The organism is Catenulispora rubra (genome assembly GCF_015356825.1).
Lineage (GTDB): Bacteria > Actinomycetota > Actinomycetes > Streptomycetales > Catenulisporaceae > Catenulispora > Catenulispora rubra.
Map to the genome: position 1 here is coordinate 12,955 of NZ_JAACYW010000018.1, position 26,666 is coordinate 39,620.

At 70.6% G+C, this 26,666-nt stretch carries 28 protein-coding genes; 13 read left to right on the plus strand and 15 right to left on the minus strand.

Annotated features, from left to right (window positions below):
- Positions 1–244 precede the first annotated feature (244 nt).
- Complete coding sequence (locus tag GWK61_RS07820) at positions 245–1,672, plus strand: eCIS core domain-containing protein (protein ID WP_194906540.1); 1,428 nt, start codon at positions 245–247, stop codon at positions 1,670–1,672.
- 58 nt (positions 1,673–1,730) lie between these two features.
- On the opposite strand, the gene GWK61_RS07825 is transcribed toward GWK61_RS07820, so the two are convergent.
- From GWK61_RS07825 to GWK61_RS07840, 4 genes are all read right to left on the minus strand, one after another.
- On the minus strand, positions 1,731–2,546 hold the full coding sequence (locus GWK61_RS07825) for a thiazole synthase (protein WP_228561930.1): 816 nt from the start codon (positions 2,544–2,546) through the stop codon (positions 1,731–1,733).
- 16 nt (positions 2,547–2,562) lie between these two features.
- Positions 2,563–2,796: a sulfur carrier protein ThiS gene (gene thiS, locus GWK61_RS07830; RefSeq protein WP_228561913.1), complete on the minus strand. Its 234-nt coding sequence runs from the start codon at positions 2,794–2,796 to the stop codon at positions 2,563–2,565.
- A complete protein-coding gene (gene thiO / locus GWK61_RS07835) occupies positions 2,786–3,979 on the minus strand; it encodes a glycine oxidase ThiO (RefSeq protein WP_228561914.1) in 1,194 nt (397 codons plus the stop codon). Before thiO ends, thiS begins: the two co-directional genes overlap by 11 nt.
- 102 nt (positions 3,980–4,081) lie before the next feature.
- The gene (locus tag GWK61_RS07840; protein WP_194906546.1) at positions 4,082–5,317 is read right to left on the minus strand and encodes a low temperature requirement protein A; all 1,236 of its coding nucleotides are present in this window, start codon (positions 5,315–5,317) and stop codon (positions 4,082–4,084) included.
- 50 nt (positions 5,318–5,367) lie between these two features.
- Here GWK61_RS07840 and GWK61_RS07845 point away from each other — a divergent pair, with 50 nt between their 5' ends.
- The 5 genes from GWK61_RS07845 to GWK61_RS07865 all read left to right on the plus strand — a co-directional run bounded on the left by GWK61_RS07845 (position 5,368) and on the right by GWK61_RS07865 (position 8,605).
- The gene (locus GWK61_RS07845) at positions 5,368–6,540 is read left to right on the plus strand and encodes an NAD(P)/FAD-dependent oxidoreductase (protein WP_194906548.1); all 1,173 of its coding nucleotides are present in this window, start codon (positions 5,368–5,370) and stop codon (positions 6,538–6,540) included.
- A 52-nt stretch (positions 6,541–6,592) separates the two neighbouring features.
- On the plus strand, positions 6,593–6,973 hold the full coding sequence (locus GWK61_RS07850) for an Rv2175c family DNA-binding protein (RefSeq protein WP_194906649.1): 381 nt from the start codon (positions 6,593–6,595) through the stop codon (positions 6,971–6,973).
- Positions 6,970–7,653 carry a thiamine phosphate synthase gene (gene thiE, locus GWK61_RS07855; RefSeq protein ID WP_323747455.1) on the plus strand — a complete coding sequence of 228 codons (684 nt, stop codon included), beginning with the start codon at positions 6,970–6,972 and terminating at the stop codon, positions 7,651–7,653. The genes GWK61_RS07850 and thiE overlap by 4 nt, the downstream gene beginning before the upstream one ends.
- A gap of 83 nt (positions 7,654–7,736) precedes the next feature.
- Positions 7,737–8,183, plus strand: coding sequence for a guanyl-specific ribonuclease (locus GWK61_RS07860; RefSeq protein WP_194906549.1), 447 nt, complete (start codon positions 7,737–7,739; stop codon positions 8,181–8,183).
- Positions 8,180–8,605 (plus strand): barstar family protein, encoded by a 426-nt coding sequence (locus tag GWK61_RS07865; RefSeq protein WP_194906551.1) that lies wholly within the window; start codon positions 8,180–8,182, stop codon positions 8,603–8,605. Before GWK61_RS07860 ends, GWK61_RS07865 begins: the two co-directional genes overlap by 4 nt.
- Here GWK61_RS07865 and GWK61_RS07870 read toward each other — a convergent pair.
- From GWK61_RS07870 to GWK61_RS07880, 3 genes are read right to left on the minus strand one after another with little or no spacing between them, the layout of a single operon-like run.
- The gene (locus GWK61_RS07870; protein ID WP_194906554.1) at positions 8,577–9,962 is read right to left on the minus strand and encodes a HAMP domain-containing sensor histidine kinase; all 1,386 of its coding nucleotides are present in this window, start codon (positions 9,960–9,962) and stop codon (positions 8,577–8,579) included. The genes GWK61_RS07865 and GWK61_RS07870 overlap by 29 nt on opposite strands.
- A complete protein-coding gene (locus GWK61_RS07875) occupies positions 9,959–10,642 on the minus strand; it encodes a response regulator transcription factor (protein ID WP_194906556.1) in 684 nt (227 codons plus the stop codon). Before GWK61_RS07875 ends, GWK61_RS07870 begins: the two co-directional genes overlap by 4 nt.
- Before the next feature lie 43 nt (positions 10,643–10,685).
- A complete protein-coding gene (locus tag GWK61_RS07880) occupies positions 10,686–11,159 on the minus strand; it encodes a hypothetical protein (RefSeq protein ID WP_194906557.1) in 474 nt (157 codons plus the stop codon).
- 265 nt (positions 11,160–11,424) lie between these two features.
- Between GWK61_RS07880 and GWK61_RS07885 the strand changes: the two genes are divergently transcribed.
- Positions 11,425–13,329 (plus strand): glycoside hydrolase family 18 protein, encoded by a 1,905-nt coding sequence (locus GWK61_RS07885; RefSeq protein WP_228561916.1) that lies wholly within the window; start codon positions 11,425–11,427, stop codon positions 13,327–13,329.
- A gap of 426 nt (positions 13,330–13,755) precedes the next feature.
- Positions 13,756–14,343 (plus strand): hypothetical protein, encoded by a 588-nt coding sequence (locus tag GWK61_RS07890; protein WP_194906561.1) that lies wholly within the window; start codon positions 13,756–13,758, stop codon positions 14,341–14,343.
- A gap of 72 nt (positions 14,344–14,415) precedes the next feature.
- Here the strand turns inward: GWK61_RS07890 and GWK61_RS07895 are convergent, their stop codons facing one another.
- Positions 14,416–15,231: a class II aldolase/adducin family protein gene (locus GWK61_RS07895; protein ID WP_194906563.1), complete on the minus strand. Its 816-nt coding sequence runs from the start codon at positions 15,229–15,231 to the stop codon at positions 14,416–14,418.
- 86 nt (positions 15,232–15,317) lie between these two features.
- On the opposite strand from GWK61_RS07895, the gene GWK61_RS07900 reads away from it, so the two are divergent.
- Positions 15,318–15,932, plus strand: a complete 615-nt coding sequence (locus GWK61_RS07900; RefSeq protein WP_194906565.1) for a TetR/AcrR family transcriptional regulator — start codon at positions 15,318–15,320, stop codon at positions 15,930–15,932.
- A gap of 16 nt (positions 15,933–15,948) precedes the next feature.
- Here the strand turns inward: GWK61_RS07900 and GWK61_RS07905 are convergent, their stop codons facing one another.
- Entirely contained in the window at positions 15,949–16,314 is a 366-nt protein-coding gene (locus tag GWK61_RS07905; protein WP_194906567.1) for a MerR family transcriptional regulator, read from the minus strand.
- A gap of 58 nt (positions 16,315–16,372) precedes the next feature.
- Between GWK61_RS07905 and GWK61_RS07910 the strand changes: the two genes are divergently transcribed.
- A complete protein-coding gene (locus tag GWK61_RS07910) occupies positions 16,373–17,254 on the plus strand; it encodes an NAD(P)-dependent oxidoreductase (RefSeq protein ID WP_194906569.1) in 882 nt (293 codons plus the stop codon).
- Positions 17,255–17,347: 93 nt separating this feature from the next.
- On the plus strand, positions 17,348–18,295 hold the full coding sequence (locus GWK61_RS07915; RefSeq protein ID WP_194906571.1) for an epimerase: 948 nt from the start codon (positions 17,348–17,350) through the stop codon (positions 18,293–18,295).
- Between the two features lie 54 nt (positions 18,296–18,349).
- Here the strand turns inward: GWK61_RS07915 and GWK61_RS07920 are convergent, their stop codons facing one another.
- The 3 genes from GWK61_RS07920 to GWK61_RS07930 form a co-directional block, all read right to left on the minus strand.
- A complete protein-coding gene (locus GWK61_RS07920; protein WP_194906573.1) occupies positions 18,350–18,703 on the minus strand; it encodes a DUF2218 domain-containing protein in 354 nt (117 codons plus the stop codon).
- Positions 18,704–18,771: 68 nt separating this feature from the next.
- Positions 18,772–19,914 (minus strand): aldo/keto reductase, encoded by a 1,143-nt coding sequence (locus tag GWK61_RS07925; RefSeq protein ID WP_369125566.1) that lies wholly within the window; start codon positions 19,912–19,914, stop codon positions 18,772–18,774.
- 124 nt (positions 19,915–20,038) lie between these two features.
- The gene (locus GWK61_RS07930) at positions 20,039–21,229 is read right to left on the minus strand and encodes a L,D-transpeptidase (RefSeq protein ID WP_194906575.1); all 1,191 of its coding nucleotides are present in this window, start codon (positions 21,227–21,229) and stop codon (positions 20,039–20,041) included.
- Positions 21,230–21,490: 261 nt separating this feature from the next.
- Between GWK61_RS07930 and GWK61_RS07935 the strand changes: the two genes are divergently transcribed.
- Complete coding sequence (locus tag GWK61_RS07935; RefSeq protein WP_194906652.1) at positions 21,491–22,768, plus strand: adenosylmethionine--8-amino-7-oxononanoate transaminase; 1,278 nt, start codon at positions 21,491–21,493, stop codon at positions 22,766–22,768.
- Positions 22,769–22,778: 10 nt separating this feature from the next.
- Here GWK61_RS07935 and GWK61_RS07940 read toward each other — a convergent pair whose 3' ends face one another.
- Complete coding sequence (locus GWK61_RS07940; protein ID WP_194906577.1) at positions 22,779–23,555, minus strand: SDR family oxidoreductase; 777 nt, start codon at positions 23,553–23,555, stop codon at positions 22,779–22,781.
- Between the two features lie 67 nt (positions 23,556–23,622).
- On the opposite strand from GWK61_RS07940, the gene GWK61_RS07945 reads away from it, so the two are divergent.
- Entirely contained in the window at positions 23,623–24,753 is a 1,131-nt protein-coding gene (locus GWK61_RS07945) for a phosphotransferase family protein (protein ID WP_194906579.1), read from the plus strand.
- 162 nt (positions 24,754–24,915) lie between these two features.
- On the opposite strand, the gene GWK61_RS07950 is transcribed toward GWK61_RS07945, so the two are convergent.
- Both GWK61_RS07950 and GWK61_RS07955 read right to left on the minus strand, forming a co-directional pair.
- Positions 24,916–25,566: a hypothetical protein gene (locus GWK61_RS07950; protein WP_194906581.1), complete on the minus strand. Its 651-nt coding sequence runs from the start codon at positions 25,564–25,566 to the stop codon at positions 24,916–24,918.
- Positions 25,567–25,573: 7 nt separating this feature from the next.
- Positions 25,574–26,521, minus strand: a complete 948-nt coding sequence (locus tag GWK61_RS07955; protein WP_228561920.1) for a hypothetical protein — start codon at positions 26,519–26,521, stop codon at positions 25,574–25,576.
- Positions 26,522–26,666: the final 145 nt, after the last annotated feature.

Genomic DNA, 26,666 nt, shown 5'->3' on the forward strand with positions numbered 1-26,666 from the left:
GTGGCCGCCCCCGATTGCCCCTACGGGCAGTCATCCGTGTCCGGAAGCCGCCTCCCGGCATCGCAGCGCTCGTGCTGACAATGGTGGATTGAATGTCGTCTGTACCCCTGCGAAGGCGGGATCCATGCACACACCAGAGAAGTTGCCTGAGAATAAGCGAGGAACGGGCGGCGGTGCGGCCAAGGCTCCGCGATCTTCCGTGATGTCCCCCGCGATGTCCCCCGCGGCCGCGGCCCGTGGGCCGATGACCCCCGCCGCGGCCTTGGCGCTTCAGCGCGCCGTCGGCAACCAGGCCGTGTCCCGCATGCTCGCCCAGGAGGAGCACGTCCACGGTGCCGACTGCGGGCACGGTGCGGTCCAGCGTCGCGCGGCCGTCGAGACCGCCGAGGCGCCGGCGGACACCCTCGCCGCCGCCCTGGCCTCCGCGAGCCGGCCGATCGAGAGCGGCACGCTCAAGAAGGCGGAGTCGTTCTACCAGAACGACCGTCTCTCCCAGGGCCGCGTCCACACCGGCCCGCTCGCCCAGCGCGCCGCCGCGGCGTTCGGTGCCAAGGCCCTGACGGTCGGCACCCACATCCTGTTCGCCGACGGCGCCGAGCACGACCCGGCCACCGCCGGCCACGAGATCGGGCACCTCGACAAGAACCTCCGGGGGATCCGCGAGACCGGCACGAACCACGGCGCCGTCACGGTGACCGACCCGAACCAGGACAGTGAGCGCCAGGCCGCGACCGACGGCGACGCGTTCGCCCAGGGGGCCGAGGTCGCTCCGTCCGTCGCGGGGCAGCAGGCCGGGGGCCGGCAGTCCGCGGGGCAGGACACTGCGACCGATGGGGGAGCCGCCACCGACACGGCGCTCCAGCGGGCCACCGTTCAGCGCGCACGCGACTCGGAGCGGCGGCGTTCCATGAGCCCGCGCGAGGAAGAGGACGAGCGTCGGCGCCGTGAACGTTCCCGTGACTATGCGGACCGTCGGGCCAGCACTTCCTACGTCCCAGCCCCCAGTTCCTCCCGCGGTAGCTCTCGTGCATCCACTCCGGGCTACGGCGACGCGTATTACGGCAACGACAACTACGACCGCTACGACCCCAATATCGTGACCCGCGACACCATGCGCCAGAACCCGCCCGGTCGCAGGGCCATCGATCAGAACACTGTGATGGGGAGTTCCGCAAGGGACATTCTGATAAGCGCGGGCAGGCCGCCGTCCGGTACCGCGGCTCATCTGCACACCGGCGCCGCCTACGCTCTCGGCGACGGGTTGTACGGCCAGACGCAGCGGCAGAGCAACCTCACGCCCGGCTCGCATCCGACGAACCTCGACCACAAGAGGATTGAGGATTCGGTGCCCGAAGTCACGTCGATGTTGGGTGTGACGGTGACCGGCGCGGGCCTGACCGGCAGCGGCTCCAGCGGTAGGGGGCACGAGGTCTTCGACAGAATGCGGTACGAAGTCCGTGGCCCGGACGGCAGGAGGATGGTCGACTCACATCCCCTGGATCTGCATGACTACAGTTCCGCTGCCACCCGACGGACCCGCTCCGACTACCCGACGACTCAAGAAATCCGCTCTCGGATGCGATACTCCGCCGCGAATCACGTCATGGACATGGTCCCCGAGGATGATTGGGACAGCGACTACAAAGAGCACCGCCGTCGCAGAAGGCACTGACGCACATCCACGAAGGCGCGGCAGGCCGCCGGTACAGGCCCGCCGCGCCTCACACGTCCTAGTCGAACGCGGGAACCTCGTCCCGCAGGTGGGCCCGGCCGTCCATGGTCGACGAAGCCTGCGCGTGGTAGCGCTTGGGCATCCGGCCCGCGGCGCGCGCCAGCCGTCCGGCCTCGATCGCGTGCCGCATCGCCGTGGCCATCGCCACCGGGTGCTGTGCGCGGGTGACCGCGGTGGCGAGCATGACCGCCGAGCAGCCCAGCTCCATCGCCAGGGTGGCGTCCGAAGCGGTGCCGATGCCGGCGTCCAGGATCACCGGGATCGAGACCGCGTCGACCATCAGCTCGATGTTGTGCGGGTTGCGCACGCCCAGGCCCGAGCCGATCGGGGCGCCGGCCGGCATCACCGCGGCGCAGCCCAGCTGCTCCAGGCGTTTGGCCAGGACCGGGTCGTCGGAGGTGTACGGCAGGACGGTGAAGCCGTCGTCGACCAGCGCCTCGCAGGCCGCGACCAGTTCGATCGGGTCCGGCAGCAGGGTGTGCTCGTCGGCGATCACCTCGACCTTGACCCAGTCGGTGCCCAGGGCCTCGCGGGCCAGGCGGGCGGTGAGGATCGCCTCGCCGGCGGTGAAGCAGCCGGCGGTGTTCGGCAGGACCTGGATGTCGTTGCGGCGCAGCACGTCCAGCACCGAGCCGCGGGTGGCCGTCGACACGCGGCGCAGCGCCACGGTGGTCAGCTCGGTGCCGGAGGCCAGCAGCGCCTGCTCCAGCACCTCCAGCGAGGGCGCGCCGCCGGTGCCCATGATGAGCCGGGAGGTGAAGGTCTTCCCGGCCAGTTCGAAGCTGTCGGCGGTGGTTCCGGTGGGGTCCAGCAGTGCGGTCACAGCGGTTTCAGCCTCCTTGCACGGCGGTCAGGATCTCGACCCGGTCGCCGGCGTTGAGCGGGGTGCCGTCCCAGGACGCGCGGGGGACGACGGTTTCGTTGACGGCGACCGCGATCCCGCCGCGGTTGCCCTCCCGCGCCGCCTCGACCAGCGAGACGACCAGATCCGCGACGGTGGTGCCCTCGGCGATCTGCGAGGGCTCGCCGTTCACTGACAGCTGCATGATGTGCTCAGCGCTCATTTCTCCGGACGCGTCCCGGACGCATCCCGGGCACGGCGAACCTCTGGGGACTGAAGGGGGCCAGCGCCTCCGGGACGGTCCCGGTCGCCAGGATCTCCGCGACCCCGTCGGCGGTGGCCGGGGTGAGCAGCACGCCGTGCCGGTAGTGGCCGGTGGCGTACAGCAGCCCTGGCAGCGCCGTGGGGCCGATCAGCGGGGCGTTGTCGGGGGTGCCGGGGCGCAGCGCCGCGCGGCTCTCGATCAGCGGCAGCTCGGTGATGCCGGGGACCAGTTCGCGGGCGTCGCGCAGCAGCTCGTAGACGCCGCCGGCGGTGACCGCGGTGTCGTAGTCCTGCTCCTCGACCGTGGCGCCGAGCACCAGCTCGCCGTGTTCGCGCGGGACGAGGTACGCGTGGTTGTTGCGCACGACGTAGCGCACCGTGCGGGACAGGAACGGCTTGAAGACGTCCGGCACGGCCAGCCGCAGGATCTGCCCCTTGACCGGACGCACCGGCGGCAGCAGCTCGGCCGGGATGCCGGCGATCTGCCCGGACCAGCATCCGGCCGACAGCACTACTTGGTCTGCGGACAGCGCGGTGCCGTCCTCCAGCACCACGCCGGTCGCACGGTCCCCGGCCGCGGACACCGTCAGCTCGGCGACCTTCGTGCGCACGATCGTCGCGTTCGGATCCCGCTCCAGCGCCGCGAACAGCGCGGCCAGCAGCATCCGGTTGTCGACCTGGTGGTCCCCGGAGACCAGCAGCCCGCCGCGCACCCCCGGCGCCAGCATCGGCTCCAGCCGCCGCGCCTCCCGGCCGCTGAGCCACTCGGCCTTCAGCCCCAGCGACTGCTGGAACACGTGCAGCTCGGAGAGCACCTCGCGGTCGTCGGCGTCGAAGGCCACGGCCAGTGTCCCGGCCTCGGTGTACCCGGGATCCAGACCGCCGGAGGCCTCGCGCAGCTCGGCGACGAACGACGGATACCGCTTGGCCGAGGCCAGGTTCAGGCCGAGCAGCGTCTCCTCGCCGTAGTGCAGCTCGGTGACCGGCGTGAGCATGCCGGCCGCGGCGAACGACGCGTTCGTCCCCGGCGCCGGATCGCACAGCGTCACCGAGATCCCCCGGGCGGCGGTCCGCCACGCGGTGGCCAGACCGATCAGGCCGCCGCCGATGATCAGGACGTCGGAGCGGGCGGGCACAGGCATGGTCATCAGTCTAGATCCGACGTCCGATGTACGGCGGGGCCCGTCTCCCGGAACGCCGGTTGAGCAGCGGATCGACACCGGATCTTCACCGTCTTCGTCCCTTCACCGTCCGGCCGCGCCCTGCCAGACGTTCACCAGCATGAGCGGTTTTCCGGTACTCACCCAATAGAACTCGAAGGCGTTCAGGGCGATCACCAGCGCGGCCAACAGCGCCAGCGGCACGATCGCCGGCAGGCCGGGGGAGGCGACCGTGACCACGATCGCCAACAGCGAGGCCGCCACACGCGTATAGGAAGCGCCACCGAACATCATGATCCGCGTGTAACAGAACGTCGCGATGTACAGCGAGACGCCGCTGCCGAGCAGCAGCGCGTGCACGCCGTGCAGGTGCGCCTGCGGATCGGCGACCGCCTGCGACATCCCGGCCGCGGCCAGGATGATGCCCAGCACGAACAGCATGTGCCCGTAGGAGAACGAGGACCGGACCAGCACCGCCGGGACCTTCGCCACCTTCAGCGCGTGCTCGGTCGCCGAGGCGCCGTACTGGAAGTACGTCCACCACAGCCCGCACGACAACAGGAACGCCACGAACAGCGTCACCGCCTCCTCGCCGTGCAGCGCGTTGCGCGTCCCGCCCTGCCCGATCCCGACCAGCGTCTCGCCGAGCGCGATGATGATGAACAGCCCGAACCGCTCCGGCAGGTGCGAGGCGTCGAACTGCATGTAGTCCAGCCGGTGCCCGAGCACTATCGGGACCGCCAGCTCCACCAGCGCGATCGCCAGCCACACCCACTGCCGGGTGTCGGCCGGCAGCAGGCCGGCCAGCGTCCAGGCCAGACCGGCCAGCACCCCGACGGTGAACGGGTTGAGCCGGATCCGGAAGGCGTCGCGCTCCTGCATCGTGATCCCGAGCAGGATCCGGGTCACCAGGTACGCCGCGCCGAACAGCACGCCGCGGTTGCCGTAGGCGTCCGGCACCGAGATGCACATGACGAACGCGCCGCCGGCGATCGCCAGCAGGATCAGGTGCCGCCTGGTCGCGGAGATCACCAGGCCGTTGAACAGGATGGCGCAGCCGACCCAGGCCCACCAGAACGGCACGAACAGCAGGACCGAGCGGCCCAGGTCCGCCCAGCCCGCACCGACGTACACCGCGTGCGCGACCTGGGTGACCGCGAACACGAAGACCAGGTCGAAGAACAACTCCGCCCAGGTCACGCGCTGCACCGCGTGCGGGGAGCGGCCCCGGTCCGGACCGCTGTCGTCGGCCGTTATGTCGGCGCTCCCGTCCTCGTCGTCGGGTTCGATCGGGGTGTCCCGGTAGTCCTCGCTCGCCACGGCGACCATGATGGCCCATACAGGATTTCCACGGGATACAGTGGCGGACGATGAAACTGGAACGTGTTCTGGTCGTCGGCGGCGGCATGGCGGGACTGCACACCGTGCGGTCTCTGCGCGAAAAGGGTTTCCCGGGCGCGGTCACGTTTCTGGGCGAGGAGCAGCACGCGCCCTACGACCGGCCGCCGCTGTCCAAAGCCGTGCTGGCCGGCAACGGCCGCGGCACGGTCGAGAAGGTCGAGGAGCTCGCCTTCGCGTTCGACTTCGCCGACTCCGGCGTGGAGTGCCGCTTCGGCGAGCGCGCCGTCGGCTGGGCGCCGGGCGTGGTCACCACCGGCACCGGCGTGGAGCTGCGCTACGACCGGCTGATCGTGGCCACCGGCTCGACGCCGATCCAGCTCGGCTTCGGCGAGACGCTGCGGACCTACGAGGACTCGCTGCGGCTGCGCGAGCGCATCACCGGCGGCAAGCGGATCGCCATCGTCGGCGCCGGGTGGATCGGCGCCGAGGTGGCTACCGCGGCGCGCAACGCCGGGACCGAGGTCGTGATCCACGAGGCGCGCGAACGGCCGCTGGCCCTGGTGTTCCCGGCAGCCGTCGGCGAGGCCATGGCCGGCTGGTACGCACAGGCCGGCGCCGAGCTGAAGTGCTCGGACCCGGTCACCGGACCGCCGCCGGGCGCCGACCACACGCTGGTGGCGGTCGGGGCGCGGCCGGACACCCGCTGGCTCGGCGAGGCGTTCCACCGCGCCAAGGACGGCTCGCTGCTGGTCTCCGAGCACCTGGAGACGAACGTGCCCGGCGTGTTCGCGGTCGGGGACGTCGCGGCGTACCGCAGCGTGCGCTACGGCGGGCGGCACATCCGGGTCGAGCACTGGGACAACGCGCTGCGCGGGCCCCAGGCGCTGGTGCCGAACGTGCTGGAAGGCGTCGGCGCGGCCGTGTACGACCCGGTGCCGTACTTCTGGAGCGAGCAGTTCGGACGGATGGTGCAGTACGTCGGGCACCACACCTCCGCCGACCGCATGGTGCTGCGCGGCGACCTGGCCGCACCGACCTGGTCGGTGTGCTGGCTGGACCCGCACGCCCGGCTCACCGCGGTGCTGGCCGTCGGCCGCCCCCGCGATCTGGCGCAGGGCCGCCGCCTGGTGACGGCCGGAGCGGTGCTGGACGCCGCCCGGGTGGCCGATGCCGGGGCGGCGTTAACGTCGGCGGTTCTCTAGAGAAGCTGGCATGCTTGTGGGCGTGAATGAGAAGAACACCGCAGTTGGGACCATGAACGCCGAGGCCCACCGCGACTCGATCGACCCCGCCCTCGACGCGCTCGTGGGGCAATGGCTCACGCTGCCGGACATCGCCGAGCGCTTCGGCGTCCAGGTGACCCGCATCCGCCAGCTGCTGCGCGACAACCAGCTGATCGCCGTCCGCCGCGGCGAGAACAACGCCCTGCACGTGCCGGCGGGCTTCATCGTCGACGACCACACGGTCAAGGGCCTCACCGGCACCCTGACCCTGCTCAGGGACGCGAAGTTCACCGACGAGGAAGCCCTGCGCTGGCTGTTCACCCCCGACGACTCGCTGCCCGGCACCCCGGTCGACGCCCTGCGCGAGAACCGCGGCACCGAGGTGCGGCGGCGCGCGCAGGCTGAGCTGTGAGCCCTGCGGCCGGAACCGAACCGCGGGACCACGCGACCGAACTGCGGGACAAGCTCTCCGACGCACGGCTCTACCTGTGCTGCGACGCCCGCGAGAAGCAGGGCGACCTGCCGGAGTTCCTGGACGCCGTGCTAGCCGGCGGCGTGGACATCGTCCAGCTGCGCCAGAAGGGCATGGAGGCACGCGAGGAGCTGACCGCCCTGGAAGTCTTCGCCGACGCGTGCAAGCGCCACGGCAAGCTCCTGGCGGTCAACGACCGCGCGGACATCGCCCACGCCACCGGTGCCGACATCCTGCACCTCGGCCAGGATGACCTCCCGGTCCCGATCGCCCGCCGCATCATCGGCAACGAGCCGATCATCGGCCGCTCCTGCCACGCCGAAGCCGAAGTCGAGGCGGCCGCCGCCGCACCGGGAGTGGACTACTTCTGCACCGGCCCGGTCTGGCCGACCCCGACCAAACCCGGCCGCCCCGCCCCCGGCCTCAGCCTGGTCGAGTACGCGGCACGCCTGGCCCCGGAAGGCGCCCGACCCTGGTTCGCCATCGGCGGCATCGACACCGGCAACCTCCCCGAGGTACTGGCCGCCGGCGCGCGCCGCATCGTGGTGGTGCGTGCGCTGACGGAGGCGGAGGACCCGCGGGCTGCTGCGGCGGAGTTGAGCGGGATGCTTCGGGGGTAGCTTGCTGGGGCCAGCGCGGCAGGGCTGCGCTGGCCCACCCCCGACCGCGTGCCCTGATGATCACCGTGAGTTAGGCTCCGACCGTGACCCCGTCCGCGTCGCCCCGCCGCACCACGCCGCTCGTGGCCCTGCTCGCGCTCCTGATCGTGGCGGCGCTCGGGCTGGCGGGGTGCGGCAGTTCGTCGAGCAAGGGTTCGAGTTCGAAGGCGGGCTCGAGTTCGGCGGCGGCCAAGCCGGCCGGCATGGCCTCGATCGCCGAGGCGAGCCTTCCTGCCGAGGCGCGCGACGTCATCAAGCGCATCGACGACGGCGGCACGTTCCAGTACCGCCAGGACGGCGTCACGTTCCAGAACCGCGAGCGCCAGCTTCCGTCCGAACCCAGCGGCTACTACCGCGAGTACACCGTCGCCACGCCCGGGGCCGCCGATCGCGGCGCGCGCCGGCTCATCCTCGGCCGCAACGGCGAGCTCTACTACACCCCGGACCACTACAAGTCCTTCCTCTGGGTGCTGCGAGGTGGTGCGACATGACCGCGTTGGCCCACGTCCTCGGCGAGTTCGGTCCCGGGGTCCACGTCTGGAACTCCGACCGCCCCGCCGCTGCCATCCGCGCCGAGGCCGAGGAGATCGCCTGGCGCTGCGTCTTCGTGGACTGCTCCCGCGTCCGCGACAAGGCGCAGTTCCTGGAAGAGTGCGAACGCTCCTATCGCTTCCCCGCCTACTTCGGCCACAACTGGGACGCCCTGGCAGACTGCCTCGCCGACCTGCAGTGGCTGCCCCCGCCGGAGCCCGGCAGCGGCGGCGGGATCCTGACCGTCGTCGAGGACAGCAACACCTTCGCCTTCGCCGACCTGGACGCCTACAGCATCGCCCTGGAGGTCTGGGAGGAGGCCGCCGAGGCCTGGCGCCGCATCGGCGTGCCGTTCACGGTGCTGCTGCGACCGGGAGAGTGATCCGCAGCAACGCCCCGACCGGCCGCGGCACGGCCTCGATCCGGCCGCCGTGCGCCTCCGCGACCTGCTTCGCGATCGCCAGCCCCAGCCCTGACCCCGGCAGCGCCCGCGCGTCCGGCGAGCGGTGGAAGCGGTCGAAGACGTACGGCACGTCGGCCTCCGGGATCCCGGGACCGTCGTCGGCGACCTCGACGACCACCCACGCCGCCGACGCCGCCGACGCCGCCGACGCCGCTAAACCAGCAGCCCCCGCCGACATCCGAACCGTCACCACAGCCCGCGTCCCGAACTTCAAAGCATTGTCGACCAGATTCCCGACCGCCCGCTCCAAAGCCGCCGGATCCCCCCGTACCACCACCGCCACGTTCCCCGCATCCACCTCCGCCCCACGCCGCGCCGCCAAATCCGCGCACAGCAGATCCAGCCGCACCACCTCACTCCGCGCCGGCACCTCCCCGAACCGCGCCAGATCCACCAGATCGCTCGTCAACTCCGCCAACGCCAGCGCCTGATACAACGCCTCGCCGATCAACGCCGGCGCCTGCGGATCATCCGGCCGCTCCGCCAACAACTCCAGATTCGTCACCAACGACGTCAACGGCGTCCGCAACTCGTGCGAAGCGTCCGCCACCAACCGCCGCTGCGCCCCGACCGACCCGTCCAGAGCCGCGGTCATGGCGTTGAACGCCACCCCCAACCGCGCCACCTCGTCCCCGTCCCGCCCGGCGACCGCGATCGGCGCCGACAGATCCCCGGTGGCGGCGATGTGCTCGGCCGCCGCCGTCAGCCGCGCCACAGGACTGAGCACCCGCGCGGCCAACAGGCGCGCGCCGACCGCGGCGAGCAGCCCGGCCGCCGGGATCAGCAGCACCAGCAACCACGTCAGCCGGTTCAGCGTCCCGGTCGGGTCCGACTCCGGCGTCGCGGCACGGACCAGTACGCCCGGATGCCCCGGCAGCTCCGCGGTGTAGAGGCGATACAACACGCCCTGGTTGCGCACATCGGTGAAGTACGCCGGCGTGTTGCCCGCAGCCACCGACTTGTCGCGCTCGTCGACCGGCGTGCCCTTGCCTGCCACCACGGGAAGCAGGGTATTGACCAGCTCCATGAAGCCCTTGCCGACCTCGATCTTCGAACTCGTATTCACGCCGCCGATCCCGAACCTCTCCTTGGCGTTCGCGACGGCCAGCAGCTTCCCGTACGTGCTCGGCGCACCGGCGGCGGTGGCGACCAGGTCGGCATCAGCGTTGGAGCGCAGCCCGGCGCCGATCGCCGGGTACTCGATCGCCCCGACCAGCGCCACCGCCGCGACCACCGTCACCCCGCCGCCGATCGCGACCCGCGTCCGCAGGTTCACGGGTCCTCCCGCAGCACATACCCCAGGCTGCGCACCGTCTGGATCACCCGCGGCGCGCCGTCGGCCTCCAGCTTGGATCGCAGACAGCTGATACTCACCCACAGCGCGTTCGAGTCCGGCCCGAAGTCGTAGCCCCAGACCGTCTCGAAGATCTGCGTCCGGCTCAGGACCCGTCGCGGGTTGCGCAGGAACATCTCCAGCAGCGCCAGCTCCGTCCGGGTCAGCGCGAGGTTCCGCCCGGCGCGGGTGGCGCGGCAGGCCGCGGTGTCCAGGACGATGTCGCCGAACGCGAGGTGCTCGGTCGCGGCGGCGGCGGTCGCGGTGGTCCGGCGCAGCAGAGCCCTGAGACGGGCCCGCAATTCGGCCAGGGCGAAGGGTTTCACGAGGTAGTCGTCGGCCCCGGCGTCCAGCCCCGCGACCCGGTCGTCGATCAGGTCCCGGGCCGTGAGCAGCAGGATCGGCGTGCCGTCGCCGACCTCGCGCAGCCGCCGGCAGATCTCCAGCCCGTTCGGCTCGGGCATCATGACGTCCAGGACCAGCGCGTCCGGCGGGTTCTCCGCGTGCTCGCTGAGGGCTTCGGTGCCGGAGGCGGCCAGGGCGACCTGATAACCGTCACGCCGCAGCGCGTGTTCCAGCGCGCGGCGGACGGCCGGGTCGTCGTCCACTACCAGGATGCGCATGGTCGGCAGTCTGGCTTCGTGGGCTGAGACCGTGCTGAGAGGGTCACGCGCCCGGCTTCACCGCGGCGTGCGTGAAGCTGCCGAACACCGAAGTCACCTTGGAAACCGGCACGTGCAGCAGGCCGGCCAGGTGCTCCTCGAACTGCGCCACCGGGGGCTTCGTCGCGGAGCCGGCCACCCACCGCTCGGTCTGCTTCAGCGCCAGCACCAATGCGTCCTTCGACACTCCGAGCTTCGCGGCGACCGGGTCCAGGCCGACCGTCGCGACCTTCTTCTTGCAAGCGGCCAGAGCGTCACCGCTCCCGCCCTTGGTCACGATCTGGCCCTTGCCGGCGACCTTGGCCGCGATCTCCTTCTTGAAGGTCTTGCTGTCGAGCTCGACCTTGCAGCCCGCCCCCTTCTGCGCCTTGGCCGAGCTGCCATTACCGGTCTCCGCGGCCGTGGCCGCACCGGCCGCCGAAGCGCCGATCGCGACCACGAGCGCGGCGACCGGGATCAGCCTTCTGCGAAACGTCATGGGAGTTCCTTCCGGTTCCAGGTCCTCGACGGCTCCTGCCGTCGCGGGACCACGGAACCAGGCAGGCTTCTCGCCGAGCCGTGGCGAACCTTTGCATTCCCTTAGGAATCGCTGGGCGTTCAGACTCTTGACACCCCGTCTGGTCTACACCATTTTGAACACAGCCCCTGTGGTGTAGACCACTACCCCCACAAGATCCAGGAGTCTTCCCCGTGAGAGGTGTGCTTTGACCTGTGCAAGAACGCGCCTCCGTGCGTTCGCGGCCATGCTGGCCGCAGTCCTGATAGCCGCCACGATGTCCGTCGCCCTGAGCGCGTCCCGCGCCCGGGCCGACAGCAACCTGGTGGTGAACTCAGGCTTCGAGACCGGAAGCCTGAGCCCGTGGACGTGTGACGCCGGTACCGGCAGTGTCGTGTCCTCGCCCGTCCACAGCGGCAGCCACGCGCTGGCCGGAGCCGCCAACAACTCCGACGACGCGCAGTGCACGCAGACGGTGGCCGTGCAGCCGAACTCGGCCTACACGCTGTCGGCCTACGTCCAGGGCGCCTACGTCTACCTCGGCGCCACCAACTACAGCTCGACGTGGACCCCGTCCGCGGGCTCCTACCAGCAGCTGAGCACCAGCTTCACCACCGGCGCCTCGACCACGAGCGTCCAGATCTACCTGCACGGCTGGTACGCGCAGGGCACGTACTACGCCGACGACGTCTCGCTGGTCGGACCGGGTGGCCAGACTCAGGTGCCCCCCGTGCCGACCGGTCTGTCGGTGAGCGGGACGACGTCGAGTTCGGTGTCGTTGTCGTGGAGTGCGTCCAGCGGTGCGACCGGGTACAACGTGTACCGCGGCGGTTCGAAGGTCGCGAGCGTGTCGGGCACGTCGTACACCGACTCCGGCCTGAGCGCCTCGACCAGTTACAGCTACACGGTTTCCGCGACCAACTCTGCAGGGGAGTCGGCGCAGTCCGGGGCTGTCACGGGGACCACGACCGGAGGCGGTCCCTCGGTCCCGCCGACCCCGACCGGTTTGTCGGTGAGTGGGACGACGTCGAGTTCGGTGTCGTTGTCGTGGAGTGCGTCCAGCGGCGCCACCGGGTACAACGTGTATCGCAGCGGTTCGAAGGTCGCGAGTGTGTCCGGCACGTCGTACACCGACTCCGGCCTGAGCGCCTCCACCACCTACAGCTACGCGGTCTCGGCGACCAACTCCGCCGGTGAGTCCGCGAAGTCCTCGGCGGTCAGCGCGACGACGGCCGGCTCCGGCAACGGCGGCGGCTCGCTGCCCAAACACGTGCTGACCGGCTACTGGCACGACTTCGTGAACGCCGCGCAGCCGCTGAGCCTGGCGGCCGTGCCGGCCGGCTACAACCTGGTCGCGGTGGCCTTCGCGAACGCCGACCCGAGCAACTCCGGCGGCGTGACGTTCAGCGTCGACTCCGGGCTGTCCTCGGCGCTCGGCGGGTACACCGACGCGCAGTTCAAGGCGGACATCGCGACGCTGCACTCGCGCGGCCAGAAGGTGATCATCTCGGTCGGCGGGCAGAACGGCGCGATCAGCGTCGCCGACTCGACGTCCGCGAACAACTTCGCCAACAGCGTCTACGGGATCATGCAGAGCTACGGGTTCGACGGCGTCGACATCGACCTGGAGAACGGCGTCAACGCCACGTACATGGCGCAGGCGCTGCAGTCGCTGTCGAGCAAGGTCGGCTCGAGCCTGATCATCACGATGGCCCCGCAGACGATCGACATGCAGTCCACCGGCATGGCGTACTTCCAGCTGGCGCTGAACATCAAGAACATCCTCACGATCGTCAACATGCAGTACTACAACTCCGGCACGATGAACGGCTGCGACCAGGGCGTCTACGCCGAGGGCACGGAGAACTTCATCACCGAGCTGGCCTGCATCCAGCTGCAGAACGGGCTGCGTCCGGACCAGGTGGGCCTGGGCCTGCCGGCCTCGAGCGGCGCCGGCGCCGGCTACGTCTCGCCGTCGGTGGTGAACAACTCGCTGGACTGCCTGGCGGCCGGGACGAACTGCGGCTCGTACGTCCCGCCGACCAAGTGGCCGAGCATCCGCGGCGCGATGACGTGGTCGATCAACTGGGACGCCAGCAACGGCTGGAGTTTCGTGAACACCGTCGCCCCGCACCTGGCGGCGATGCCGTGACCCGGCGCTGAAACCGGACCGGCCCGCCCGGCGCGCCCGGGTCCGGGCCGGATCCGGGCCGGACCCCGGCGGGGTCGGCGCTGACGTCCTGAGACAGGGCCGACGCCGGGCGCCGGCGGGCCACGCGCGGCGGTCGTCGGACTCCGGTCCGGCGGCCGCCGCTTGGGGTTCGGGCGGCTTGCGCTTCGGCGGGGCTCTGGATCCGAGGCGCATGGGCTCGGGTCGCTCGGGGTTCGGCGGTGCCTGCGGCGCGGCGCGCGCGTTCGGGCGGCTGGTGGTTGCGGTCTGTCGTGGTTCGGATCGCTCGCTCGCCGCGCGGGGCCGGTCGCCGTTCGCGGACCCGGCGGTTGCCAGTTGTCTTTTGGCAACACTCACCAGGCAACAGCCGCGCACCTTCCTCAGCGTTCTGCGTTACCGTGAACCGATGTGATCCACGCCGTCGTAGCGGTGTTCTCCATCGTGCTCACGCTGGTGCTGATCGCGCGGGTGACCCCGCGCGGATGTGCGTGGGCCGCGCAGCGTGCGGTGGTGTGGTTACCCGGGCCGCGGCGGTGGCACCTGTGGATCGCGGGCCATCAACGCGCGGCCCAGAGCGCGCGGATGCGGCTGGTGCGGCGGCCGGGGATCGCGCCGGAGGTGCTGCAGGCCGTGTTCGTCAACGACACCACCGCCGAGGCGGTACGGATCGCCGTCGTCCGGCGCTGCGAGCAGCTGGGCGGGGTCGGGCGCGTGATGCCGTCGGTCGTGGGCGCCTGGGGACCGACCGACTATGCATGGCCCCTGACATACGCCGGCGACGCGGTCGTGGTGCAGCACGCGCTGCGCCGCTGCCTGCGCCTGAAGAACCGCACGACGCTGCGCAGCGGCTACGCGCGGCTGGCCCAACTGGCCGGGCTCGAAGCCGTGTGGGCGCTGGAGTTGGAGCACGTCGGCTCGGTGGAGCTCATGGACCCGGTCGTGCGCAGCTCCATGCAGGCCGACGACACCGACGTGCTCCTGGAATGGCTCGACTGACGCTTCTGCGTCAATCGAAGCGCTGTCCCAAGTAAGTGCTCTAACTCAGCCGACTCAGCCGACTCAGCCGACTCAGCCGAACAGATCCGGGTCCGAGACCGTGATCTGGTCCCACAGCGGCCGCGCCTGGAACCACCCCGCGAAGTGCCCGCCGATCTGCTCGCGCACCATCAGCGCCGTCTCCCGGTCGATCAGCTTCGGCGTCCCGGCCGCCATCGCCAGCAGCTGCGCCTGGCACGAGCGCTCCATCGTCACGAACCACCACACCGCCTCGGCCACCGACTCGCCGACCGTGATCAGGCCGTGGTTCTGCAGGATCGCGGCCTTGTAGCCGGCCAGCGCGGCGCCGATGCGCTTGCCCTCCTCGACGTCGCTGGCCACGCCGCCGTATCCGAGGTACAGGCCGTGGTCCTCGAAGAAGGCGCATGCGTCCTGCGTGATCGGGTCCAGCGGGATGCCCAGGGAGGCGAAGGCCTTGCCGTGCAGCGAGTGCGAGTGCGCGGCGGCGATGACGTCCGGGCGCGCGCGGTGCACCTCGGCGTGGATGACGAACGCGGCGCGGTTGACGTGGAAGCGGCCCTCCAGGACGGTGCCCTCGTGGTCGCAGCGGATCAGGTCGGAGGCCTTGATCTGGTTGAAGGACTGTCCGAACCCGTTGACCCAGAACGTGTCCGGGAACTCCGGGTCGCGCACCGTGATGTGGCCGGCCACCCCCTCGGAGAAGCCGAACCGGCCGAAGATCCGGAAACCCGCGGCCAGCTGCTCCTTGCGGTACCGGCGCTCGGCCGCGACGTCGTCGAAGGTCGGCGGGACCGGGAAGTAGAGCTCCTGGGCGACGTTGCCCACGGCCTGCTCGACGTGCTGAACGTCCGGTTCGGTGGTGGTCATGGCGGCCCTTCCGGTTATCGGATACATTTCCGTATCGGATGCGTTCCTGTATCGTTTCCCGCTCCAGGAGGAGGTGTCAAGAGCCCGTGCCCAAGGGAACGACGAAGCGCCGGCCGCAGACGTTGGCCAAGCTTCTCGACGCGGCGCTGGAGGCGTTCGCAGAGAACGGATTCGGCGGCACGCGCATCGAGGACGTCTGCGAACGCGCCGGTTATACGCGCGGCGCGTTCTACTCGAACTTCGCGAGCAAGGAAGAGCTCTTCTTTACGCTGTTCGACCGGCACGCCGAGCGCGTCCTGGAACGCTTCGAGAAGCAGGCCGCGGCTCTCGGCACTGGACCGCTGACGCTGGCGGACATCGCGGCGGCTCTCGCGGAGTTCGACGAGGCCGAGCGCACCTGGTACCTGGTGACGACCGAGTTCACGCTGTCGGCGATCCGGGACCCGGAGGCGGCGCAGCGGCTCGCGGAGCACGACGCCGGGCTGCGCGCGGAGGCGGTGCAGCTGCTGGGGGAGCTGCTGGCGCGCGCCGGGATGCGAGTGCGGGCCGGGGTGGAGTTGGAGTCGCTGGTCAGGATGCTGATCGCGATTCGCGAGGGCGCGCTGGCGCAGAGCTATGTGGAGCCGGGGGAGTTGCCGCCGGGGACGTTGGAGCGGCTCTTTCTGCCGACGTTGCTGGGGGCTGTGACCGAGGCGGTTTGAGCTGGGGTATTTTGCCTCAGCCGGTGGTGATCACTAGAGGTCGTCCGATCAGCGAGTCCAGAATGTCCCGCGCCGCTTCCAGGTCTTCGATCTGCTTGGTGATGCGTGCACGCTCGACAGCCAGGCCCTCATGCAGTTCCGGGCAGCGGCCGGTGAGGACCACGGAGTCGTCGTAGACGTTCGGCAAGATCTCGCCGATGGCCGATGTGCCCAGCCCAGCGGAGAGCAGGATGCGGATGCGATGCACAGTCGCGACGCTGCGTTCGTCGTAGACGCGGTAACCGCTCGGCAGCCGGGTCGGGGCGAGCAGGCCCTGTTCCTCGTAGTAGCGCAGGGCCCGGATCGAGGCGCCGGTGCGGCGGGAGAGTTCGCCGATCTTCATGACATCAGGAGAGCGCGGGGTTGACTCTCACGTCAATGTGAGGCTTTAGCTTCGCGGCATGGAAAGTGATGCACAGAAGTTCGGTGATGTACAGAAGATCGCAGTACTCGGCCTCGGCCCGATGGGACAGGCTTTGGCCTCGGCGTTCTCCCGCGCCGGGTATGTGGTGACGGTGTGGAATCGGACGCCGGGGAAGGCTGCGGCGCTGTCCGAACCGGTTGTGGAGGCTGGTTCGGTCGCGGAGGCGGTGGTTGCGGCGGATGTCGCGGTGGCGTGCCTGATCGACGACGAGGCGGTGCGTCGTGTCGTGGACGGCGTCGAGTTCGGCGGGCGTCCGTTGGTGAATCTGACGAGCGGCGATCCCGGGCAGGTGCGGGAGACGGCGGCGTGGACGGCGTCACGGGGCATCGCCTACCTGCCCGGCGCCATCCTCACACCGACGCCCATGATCGGTACGCCGGCCGGAACGGTCCTGCTGAGCGGTGACCCGGAGGTCCACGCCGTCGTAGCACCGGCTCTGTCCGTCCTCGGCGGACGCATCGTCTACCTCGGCCCCGACCCGGCCCGCGCGAGCGCCTTCGACGTGGCGCTCCTGGACCTGTTCGCGACCGCGACCAACGGCCTGCTGCATTCCTTCGCCCTGGCCGCCGCCGAAGGGATCGCCCCGACCGAGTTCGCGGCTTTCGCCTCCGGCATCGGCGGTCTGTTGCCGGAGATGGCGACGCGGTTCGCCGTCCAGATCGAAAGTGGGGAGTTCCCCGGTACGCGCTCGACGATCGCCTCCGCGGCCTCCAGCATCCGGCACATCACTGCCACGGCGCGTGCACACGGCCTGGACACCGGGATGCTCGACGCCGTACACGCCGCGATCGACCGGGCCGTCGCGCAGGGGTATGGCGCGGACGGCTTGGGCAGGCTGGCGACGGTCTACGGCGCCTAGCACTCGGGTGTCTTGAGATGATCCGGCCCCGCCGACCTGCGCAAAACCTCCCTCCGCTACGATTTGAGCGATCGCTTAAAGGGGAGGCGCAAGGTGAAGATCGTGATACCCGGCGGGTCCGGACAGGTCGGTACGGTGGTGGAGCGTGCGTTCACGGCGGCCGGGCACTCGGTCGTCGTGCTCAGCCGGAATCCGCGGCGGCCGAACGAGGTGCGCTGGGACGGGCGGACGCTCGGCGCGTGGGCGGGGGAGGTCGACGGGTGCGACGTCGTGCTGAACCTGGCGGGACGCAGCGTCAGCTGTCGTTACACGCCCGCGAACCTCCGGGAGATGATGGATTCGCGCGTGCTCTCGGCCCGGGTGGTCGGCGAGGCGATCGCCCGCGCCGAGCGTCCGCCGCGGGTCTGGCTCCAGGCCAGCACCGCGACCATCTACCAGCACACCTTCGGCGCACCGAACGACGAGGACGGGGTCATCGGCGGCGCGGAGAGCGGCGTGCCGGCGTACTGGGCCTACAGCGTCGAGATCGCCAAGAACTGGGAGCGCGAACAGGCCGAGGCGGACACCCCGCACACGCGCAAAGTGGCACTCCGCTCGGCGATGGTGATGAGCCCCGCCCGCGCCGGCATCTTCGACTACCTGTCCTGGCTGGCCCGCCTCGGCCTCGGCGGCCCCGTGGCGGGCGGACGCCAGTACGTGTCCTGGATCCACGACCACGACTTCGTCGCCGCCCTCGACTTCCTGACCGCCCACCCCGACCTGACCGGCCCGATCAACCTCGCCGCTCCGAACCCCCTCCCCCAACGCGACTTCATGCGCACCCTGCGCCACGCCTGGGGCACACCCATCGCCCTCCCCGCGACCCGCACCATGGCCGCGATCGGCGCCTTCGCCCTCCGCTCCGACACCGAGCTGCTGCTCAAGAGCCGCCGCGTGATCCCCGGCCGCCTACCCGACGCCGGCTTCCGCTTCGCCCACACGCACTGGGACGACGCGGCGCGGGACTTGGTGCGGCGGGTGCGCGCCGGCCGGGACCGCTGACCAGCACGAATCCTGTGACACGCAAGGGAATGCGGGCCGCTGTCTACGAAGAGGCTAGACCGCCGAGTCTTCGCTGGCCGCAAGCTCGCCGTGCTCGGCGCCACCTGGTTGTACCTCCGCCGCGGCCGACCACTCGACCACCAGCTCGTCCTTCTCCCCGAACCGCACCAGGTGCCGCGCCACCACGGCCTCCACTGCCGCGAGTCGTTCGACGTCCTCGGCGCGAGCGGTCATGCGCAGGGTGCCGGGTTCGGCGGCGAGGGTGCAGCCTCCGGAGCAGAAGATCAGTGCGCCGTTCTGGCCGTCCTCCGACTGCTCGGCGTCGACCTCGCGGCCGAGGTGCGAGACCAGCTGCTTCAGATAGCGCGCGGGGCGGTCCGTGGCGACGGTGGCGACTGATTCGATCATGCTGCGATTATCTCCGCTCGGACCGGGATCCGCGGGCGCTCCCGCCCACCCGCGGATCCCGGGGTCATTCACTCGGCCGAATCGTCCGCCGAGTCCGACGCCGGCTCCGGCTCCTCCGCTGCCGCCGCCTCGTCCACCGGCTCCTCCGCCGTAGCCGTGGCCGCAGCCCGGTCCTCAACCCCGCGCCGCCGCAGCGCCTTCTCGCTCAGCGCCGGCGGCAGCCAGCCGCCGCCGTCCCGCACCCACGCCAGGTCCGTCCCCGGCGGCACGATCTCGTCGATGCGGTCCAGCGTCGCGTCGTCCAGGACCAGGTCCTGCCCCGCCAGCGAGGACTCCAGCTGCTCCATCGTGCGCGGGCCGATGATCACCGAGGTCACCGCCGGGTGCGCCAGCGGGAACGCCGTCGCCAGCTGCGGCAGGGTGACGCCCAGATCGTCGGCGAGCTTCACCAGCTCCTCGACCGCGTCGTACTTCGCGGCGTTGGCCGGCAGCGCGGGGTCGAAGCGGTCGGCGCGCAGGGCCGCGCGGCCGACGGTGTAGTCCACGTCCGTGCCGCGGCGGTACTTGCCGCTCAGGAAGCCCCAGGCCAGGGGGCTCCACGTCAGGACGCCCATGTTCAGGCGCTCGGCGGTCGGCAGCAGCGCGCGCTCGATGTCGCGGGCCAGGATCGAGTACGGCGGCTGCTCCGTGCGGAACTTCATCAGGCCGCGGCGCTCGGCCACGTGCCAGGCCTCGACGGTCTGCTCGGCCGGGAACGTGGAGCTGCCGAAGGAGCGGATCTTGCCGGCGCGCACCAGGTCGGTCAGGACGCCGAGGGTCTCCTCGATGTCCGTCTTCGGGTCCGGCCGGTGGATCTGGTACAGGTCGATCCAGTCCGTCTGCAGCCGCCGGAGGCTGTCCTCGACGGCGCGCGTGATGTAGCGCCGGGAGTTGCCGCCGTGGTTGCGCTCGCCGTCCAACGAGAAGTGGACCTTGGTGGCCAGCACGACGTCGTCCCGCCGGCCCTTCAGGGCCTTGCCGACGATCTCCTCGGACTCCCCGGTGGAGTACATGTCCGCGGTGTCGACGAAGTTGATCCCGGCGTCCAGCGCGGCGTGGATGATCCGCTCGCTGTCGGCGTGGTCGGGGTTGCCGATCGCGCCGAACATCATGGTGCCGAGTGCGTAGGTGCTCACTTCGATGCCGGTGGCACCGAGGACGCGATAGTTCATCGTCATGACCGCCGACGCTACGACCTGGAGTCGACTCCAGGTCAAGCGCGCACCGTCCCGGCCCGCCGCCGGGGGCTGGGGCTGGGCGACGGCTGGCCGCCGAGGCCCGCCTGCCGGTGAAAGCCTAGGCCTTCACCGCGCTCCCGCTCAGCCACTGGTTCCAGTTCTCCTGCCAGTCCCCGTACCCGTTCCCCGGCGCGACGGTCTTCGGCGAGTTCACCACCTGCACCAGGTCCCCGGGCAGCGTGTTCTGGAACAGCCAGGCCGCGCGGTCGGTCGACAGTCCGACACAGCCGTGGCTGACGTTCGCATAGCCCTGCGACCCGACCGACCACGGCGCGGCGTGGATGTACGTGCCCGAATACGTCAGGTGGATCGCCCACTGCACGTTCGGGATGTCGTACGCGTCGCCGAACCCGACGGTGCGCGACTGCATGTGCACCGACGCTGCCTTGTCGATGACCGCCATGGTCCCGCCCCAGGTGTCGTTGCCCGGCTTGCCGCCGGTGACCGGCATCGAGCGGAGCACCTTGTCGTTGTCGTAGACCGTCATCTCGTGCTTGGACAGGTCTACCAGCGAGAGCTGTTTGCGCCCCACGTTGAAGGCGAACGACGTGTCGCTGCCGCCGTACTGCCCGGCCCCGGCCGGCACACCGTCCAGGTTCAGCGACACCCGGACCTTGGTCCCGGGCTGCCAGTAGTTCTCCGGGCGCCAGTCCAGCCGCGCGTCCGACAGCCAGCTCCAGTGCCCCGGCTGCGGCGGGTCGGTCCGCACGACCAGCGCCTTCTCCACCGCCGCGCGGTCCGTGACCGGGTGTGTGAACTGCACCAGGATCGGCATGCCGACGCCGACCAGGTCGCCGTTCTGCGGCTCGGTGGTCTGGAACTTCAGCTGGCTGTCGGTCGAGGGGGAGAAGGTGGTGAACGACGAGGTCCGCGTCACCTGGCTGCCGTCGGAGGCGACGCCGATCGCCGTGAGCGTGTACTTGGTGTGCGTCCGCAGATGGCCGTCCGCGGTCCACACGGTGCCCTCCGGGTTCAGCGACCCCGGCACGGCGTTCCCGTCCGGCGCGGCCAGCGTGACCGCGGCCAGCTTCTCCCCGGACTGCGCCGTGACGCTCACCGGCACCTCGGTCCGGATGCCGGTGGAGCCGTCGGACGGCACGCTGGTCAGCGGAATCGGCGTGGCCACCGGCTGGACGGTGGCGTTCGCGGCGCCCGGCGCGGCGGCCGAGCCGAGGGCCCCGCCGAGCAGCGTGGCGACGGCGGCGACGCCGAGGGTCCGGCGGGTGTGGCGCGGGGTCCCGGTGCGCACTCTGGTCTTCCTCAGGTTCGTGGCGGATGAGCGGTGCATACCGATACATGTGCGCCGCTTCCTCCTCATATATGCCGATCGATGAGCCGAACGGCGGAAGGCGCACCGAGTTGTCCCCCAGAAGTTTGAACAGTGGTAGTAGGGCGTCCCCGTGACGAGCGGCGATGGGAGCCGCGCACGCCGAAGTGTTTTCATTGCCCGGTGACCGACGCGCTGACCGATGCACAGACCGATGCACAGACTGATGCACAGACCGACGCACTGCCCTGGACCCCCGAACTCGCCGCCGCGGACCGCGACAAGGTCTGGCACCCCTACGCCCCGATGCCCTCGGTGGTCGAGCCCTTCCCGGTGGTCGGCGCCGACGGCGTCCGCATCCGCCTGGCCGACGGCCGCGAACTGGTCGACGGCATGGCCTCCTGGTGGTCGGCGATCCACGGCTACCGGCACCCGGTGCTGGACCAGGCCGTCCGCGACCAACTGGACTCCATGGCGCATGTGATGTTCGGCGGCCTCACCCACGCCCCGGCCGTCCGCCTCGCCGAACGCCTGACCGCCATGGCCCCGGCCGGTCTGGAGCACGTGTTCTTCGCCGACTCCGGCTCGGTCTCGGTCGAGGTCGCGATCAAGATGTGCCTGCAGTACCAGCGCTCGCAGGGGCACGCGTCCCGCACGCGCCTGATGACCGTCCGCGGCGGCTACCACGGCGACACCTTCGGCGCGATGGCCGTGACGGACCCGGCCGGCAGCATGCACCAGCTCTGGGCCGACGTGCTGCCCGAGCACGTCTTCGCCGACCGCCCGCCGAAGACCCTCACCGAGGAGTACGCCGCGCACCTGGCGCAGTTGGCGTCACGGCACGCCGACACACTCGCGGCGATCATCGTCGAGCCAGTGGTGCAGGGCGCCGGCGGGATGCACTTCTACGACTCCGAAGTGCTCAAGGTGTTGCGCGCGCTGTGCGACGAGCACGGCCTCCTGCTGGTCTTCGACGAGATCGCCACCGGCTTCGGCCGCACCGGCGAGCTGTTCGCGGCCGAGCACGCCGGCGTCAGCCCGGACATCATGACCGTCGGCAAGGCACTGACCGGCGGCTACATGACGATGGCCGCGGTGCTGTGCACGACCCGCGTCGCGCACGGGATCTCCAGCGGCGAGGCCCCGGTGCTGATGCACGGACCGACGTTCATGGCCAACCCCCTGGCATGCGCGGCGGCGTACGCCTCGACCGGGCTGCTGCTGGAAGGCACGTGGCGCGAACAGGTCGCCGGAATCGGAAAGCTGCTGACGGAGCACCTGGAACCGGCACGCGAGCTGCCGGGCGTGGCGGACGTGCGGGTGCTGGGCGCGATCGGGGTGATCGAGATGCAGCAGCCGACGGACATGCGCGTGGCGACCAAGGCGGCGATGGATCAGGGGGTCTGGATCCGGCCGTTCGGGAAGCTGCTGTATGTGATGCCGCCGTATGTGACGGGGGAGGAGGACGTCGCGCGGATCGCCGCAGGGCTCGTGGCTGCGGCTCGCGCTTCAGGGGAGTGAGCGCCACCCCTCAAATCCCACCCTTGATCATTGCCCCACCATCCACCACCAGCACCTCCCCGGTGATCCACGAAGCCAGCCCGCTCGCCAAGAACAGCGCCGCGTTCGCAATATCCTGCGGCTCCCCGAGCCGCTCCAGCGCCCACGGGTACTTCGCGTCCGGCTCGGCGCCCTCCCACAGCATCCGCGCGAACTCCGTCTTCACCAGGCCCGGCGCGATCGCGTTCACGCGCACCGCCGGCGCCAGTTCGCCCGCCAGGTGCTTCGTCTGGTGGATCAGCGCCGCCTTCGTGGTCCCGTAGACGCCGAGCGGGTCGTTGAACTGCAGGCCGCTGACCGAGGACAGGTTGATCACGCACCCGCCGGGCTGCGCCGCCTCCGGGTTCATCGCCTGGCGCCATGCCTCCTGCGTCCAGATCAGCGGGCCGCGCAGGTTGACCTCGACCGTCTTGTCGAAGCGCGCGGCGTCCACGTCGATCACGTTGCCGAAGTGCGGGTTCGTCGCGGCGTTGTTGACCAGGATGTCCAGCGTCCCGAAGGTGTCGACGGCGAACTTCACGCAGTCGTGCGCGGCCTGCGGGTCGCCGGCGTGCGCGGCGAACGGCAGCACTTGGGCGTCCGGGACCTGCGTGCGGATCTCCTCGGCGGCGCGCTCCAGGCCGTCGAGCTTGCGGGAGCTGATCACCACCCGGGCGCCGCTGGCCGCGTAGGTGGCCGCGATGGCCTGGCCGATGCCGCGGGAACCGCCGGTCACCAGGGCGACCTTGCCGTCGAGTCGGATGTCCACAGGTTGCTCCTTCGTGCTGCAATCTTCGCTCTTCCGCGACGGAACGATAGGCCATACCGTTCGAAGGGTGACAGACCCCGCCGCGCCCGTCCTGTCCGGGCTCGACCCGGCCGCCGTCGCCGGCTACCTCGCCGCCGTCCCGCACGTGGACGCCCGCCCCCCGCTGACCGCCGAGCTGATCGCCGGCGGTCTTTCCAATCTCACCTACGAACTCCGCGACGCCGACGGCCGCGCCTGGGTGCTGCGCCGCCCGCCGCTCGGGCACGTGCTGCCCACCGCGCACGACATGCGCCGCGAGTTCCGCGTGATCTCCGCGCTGCACGGCACCGGGACCGTGCCGGTGGCGCGCGCCTACGTGCTGTGCGAGGATCCGGACGTGATCGGCGCGCCGTTCTACCTGATGGAGAAGGTCGACGGCGTGGTGCTCCGGACGCGCGAGCAGTGCGCGGCGCTCACCGCGGCGCAGCGGCGCTCGATCGGCGAGAGCCTGGTCGACGTCCTCGCCGCGCTGCACCGGGTCGATCCGGCGGAGGTGGGGCTGGCCGATTTCGGGCGTCCGGACGGGTATCTGCACCGGCAGCTGGACCGGTGGGACCGGCAGTACGCGTCATCGCAGAGCCGTGAGATCAGGGGCCTGTTCGAGCTCGGCGACGGGCTGCGCGCCGCCGTCCCGGTGACCCAGCGCTCGACGATCCTGCACGGCGACTACCGGCTGGACAACGTGATGATGCGGCTGCCCGGCGTTGCGGTCGGAGGTAGGGACACGCCCGCAAACCCAGGCGGGCCAACAGATCGCCCAGCCGTCCCCGCCGTCCCCTCCGTCGCCGCCGTCTTCGACTGGGAGATGTCCACCCTCGGCGACCCCCTGGCCGACCTCGGCCTGCTGCTCACCTACTGGGAGGACCCCGGCCACCCGCCGAAGGACATCCTCGCGGCCAGCGGCGGCGGCCTCACCAACCAGGAGGGCTTCCCCGGCAGCCGCGAGATCGTCGACCGCTACCAGAGCGCGACCGGCCTGATCGTCGACGACCTCGACTGGTACATCGCCTTCAGCCACTACAAGCTCGCGGTGATCCTGGAGGGCATCCACTACCGCCACGAGCACGGCCTGACCCTCGGCGAGGGCTTCGAACGCGCCGGGGCGGCGGTCCCGGCGCTGGTCGAGCTCGGCCGCCGGTACCTGGACCGGACCAGATAGCGCGCACGACGGCGGAATGCAGCGCAAAGATTGCCGCAAAACATACCGAAACAACGCAAGAAGCGGAGGAGCCCGGAGCCCGACCGGGCCCCTCCGCTTGTGGGGCGGTTCAGCGTAGTGGTTGTGAGGGCTCGCTGTCAGTTTCCGCCCCGCGGCGCTCCCTTAATTGACGTACGTCGCCTGGTTGCTCTGCGAGGAGTCCAGCACCGGACCCACGCCGCCGCTGAACGTGCCGCTGCTCGGGCACAGCCCGGACCCGCTGATCAGGTTGACGTTCTGGGTCGCGAAGCTGATCGACTTGGTCGCGTTCGACAGCGCGCCGTCGATCTCGGTGACCGAGCCGGTGGTCCCGTAGTCACAGGTGACGTCGCCCAGGAACGAGGCCAGCGTGACCTGCTCGTCCAGGCTGGTGACCTTCAGCGTCGGGTGCGCGCCGTCCACGACGGTGCCGTGCGCCGCGCCGTTGAGCTCCACGCTGACCACGCCGAAGGTCCCGCCGATGGAGGTGCTGCAGTTCGCCGGGTCCGCGTGCAGGCCGGTGATGGACTCGGTGGCGTTGCCGGCGCCCACGGCCGGGTTGGCCGTGACGCCGGCGGTGAACGAACCGGTGCTGCAGTCGATGGTGCCGCTGCTGGTGGTGAAGATGAAGTCGCTGTTGATCGCGCCGGTGAGGGTGTCGCCGACGTTCACGTTGGTGCCGCCGGTGCTGCCGACGGTCAGCACGCCGCCGGTGCTGGCGCCGGCCTGGCCGGCCGCGCCGAGCACGAGGCCGGCGGCGGCCAGAGCGGTCAGGGCGAGGGTACGGGTGCGCATGACGGACTCACTTTCTGGTGGCGTTGATGGCGTTGATCAGGTCGCTGTCGCTGTTGTCGACGGCGAGCGCGGTGGTGACCGAGGAGAGCGTGATCGCGTTGTGGCCGGCCGCCGAGGGCAGCCCGAACAACAGGTTCACGATCCAGTCGGCGGTGTCGAACAGGCCGCAGCCGTGCGCCGAGGGCACGGACAGCGCGTTGTCGTTCAGCGTCGCGCCGTTGAAGCCGACGATCGTGGGCCTGAAGCCGTTGGGATCCCGGCCGATGGAGATCGTCCCGGTGCTGCCCTTGACCGGCTGGTTCGGCGGCGGCGGGCTCGTGGTCCCGGCCGTCGGGCTCAGGACGATCGGGGCGCTGTCGGAGCCGACGTAGCAGTCGGGGCCGAGGAACAGGTTCATCAGATGGAGCTTGATCGGCAGCTGGAACAGCGGGTAGTTCTCCCCGGCGGACAGCGGGGCGAAGTTCGCGATCGGACCGGCCAGCTCGATCTGCACGATCGCGCTGGTGACCCCGGGCCAGAAGTTGGACAGGCCGGGGATCGGCACGTCCAGCGGGCTGGCCTGGAGTTCGGTGCCGTCGGTCGGCGTCACGGTGGAGAACAGCTGCGCCTTGGTCTTGTCCGGGAACGTGACCGTCGGGCCGCCCTTGGCCCAGGTGACGCCGAACGTGACGGTCATCGGTGAGCTGAAGTTCACCTGAGTGGAACCCACAGAAAACCCGCCACCGCCTATGGTGGCCAGCACGCAGCCCACCACGGCCTGGTTCGGGTCCTGCATCTGGGTGCTGGAGGTGGGGCACGTGCCCATGCCCGTGTACGGGCCCGAAGGCTGCCCGGTCGCGGCCGCGGACGGCGAGGCGGCCACGGCGGCGAACACCAGGGCGGCCGCGAACGCGGCGACGGTACGTTCTCTGAACCGATGGATTCTGAACCGATGGAACAGGCCTGGGACAGCCATGTTCACGCTCCCTCGTCAGCGGGGATGTCAGATGAGCGGGGACTGCGTCGACGACGACGCCGGGGAGAAGCAAGTTCGAGTAGGCGTTTGTGCAGATCGAAGAGCGCTCTTGCAGGGGTCGAATTCAGATTTGCAGGGTTCGAGT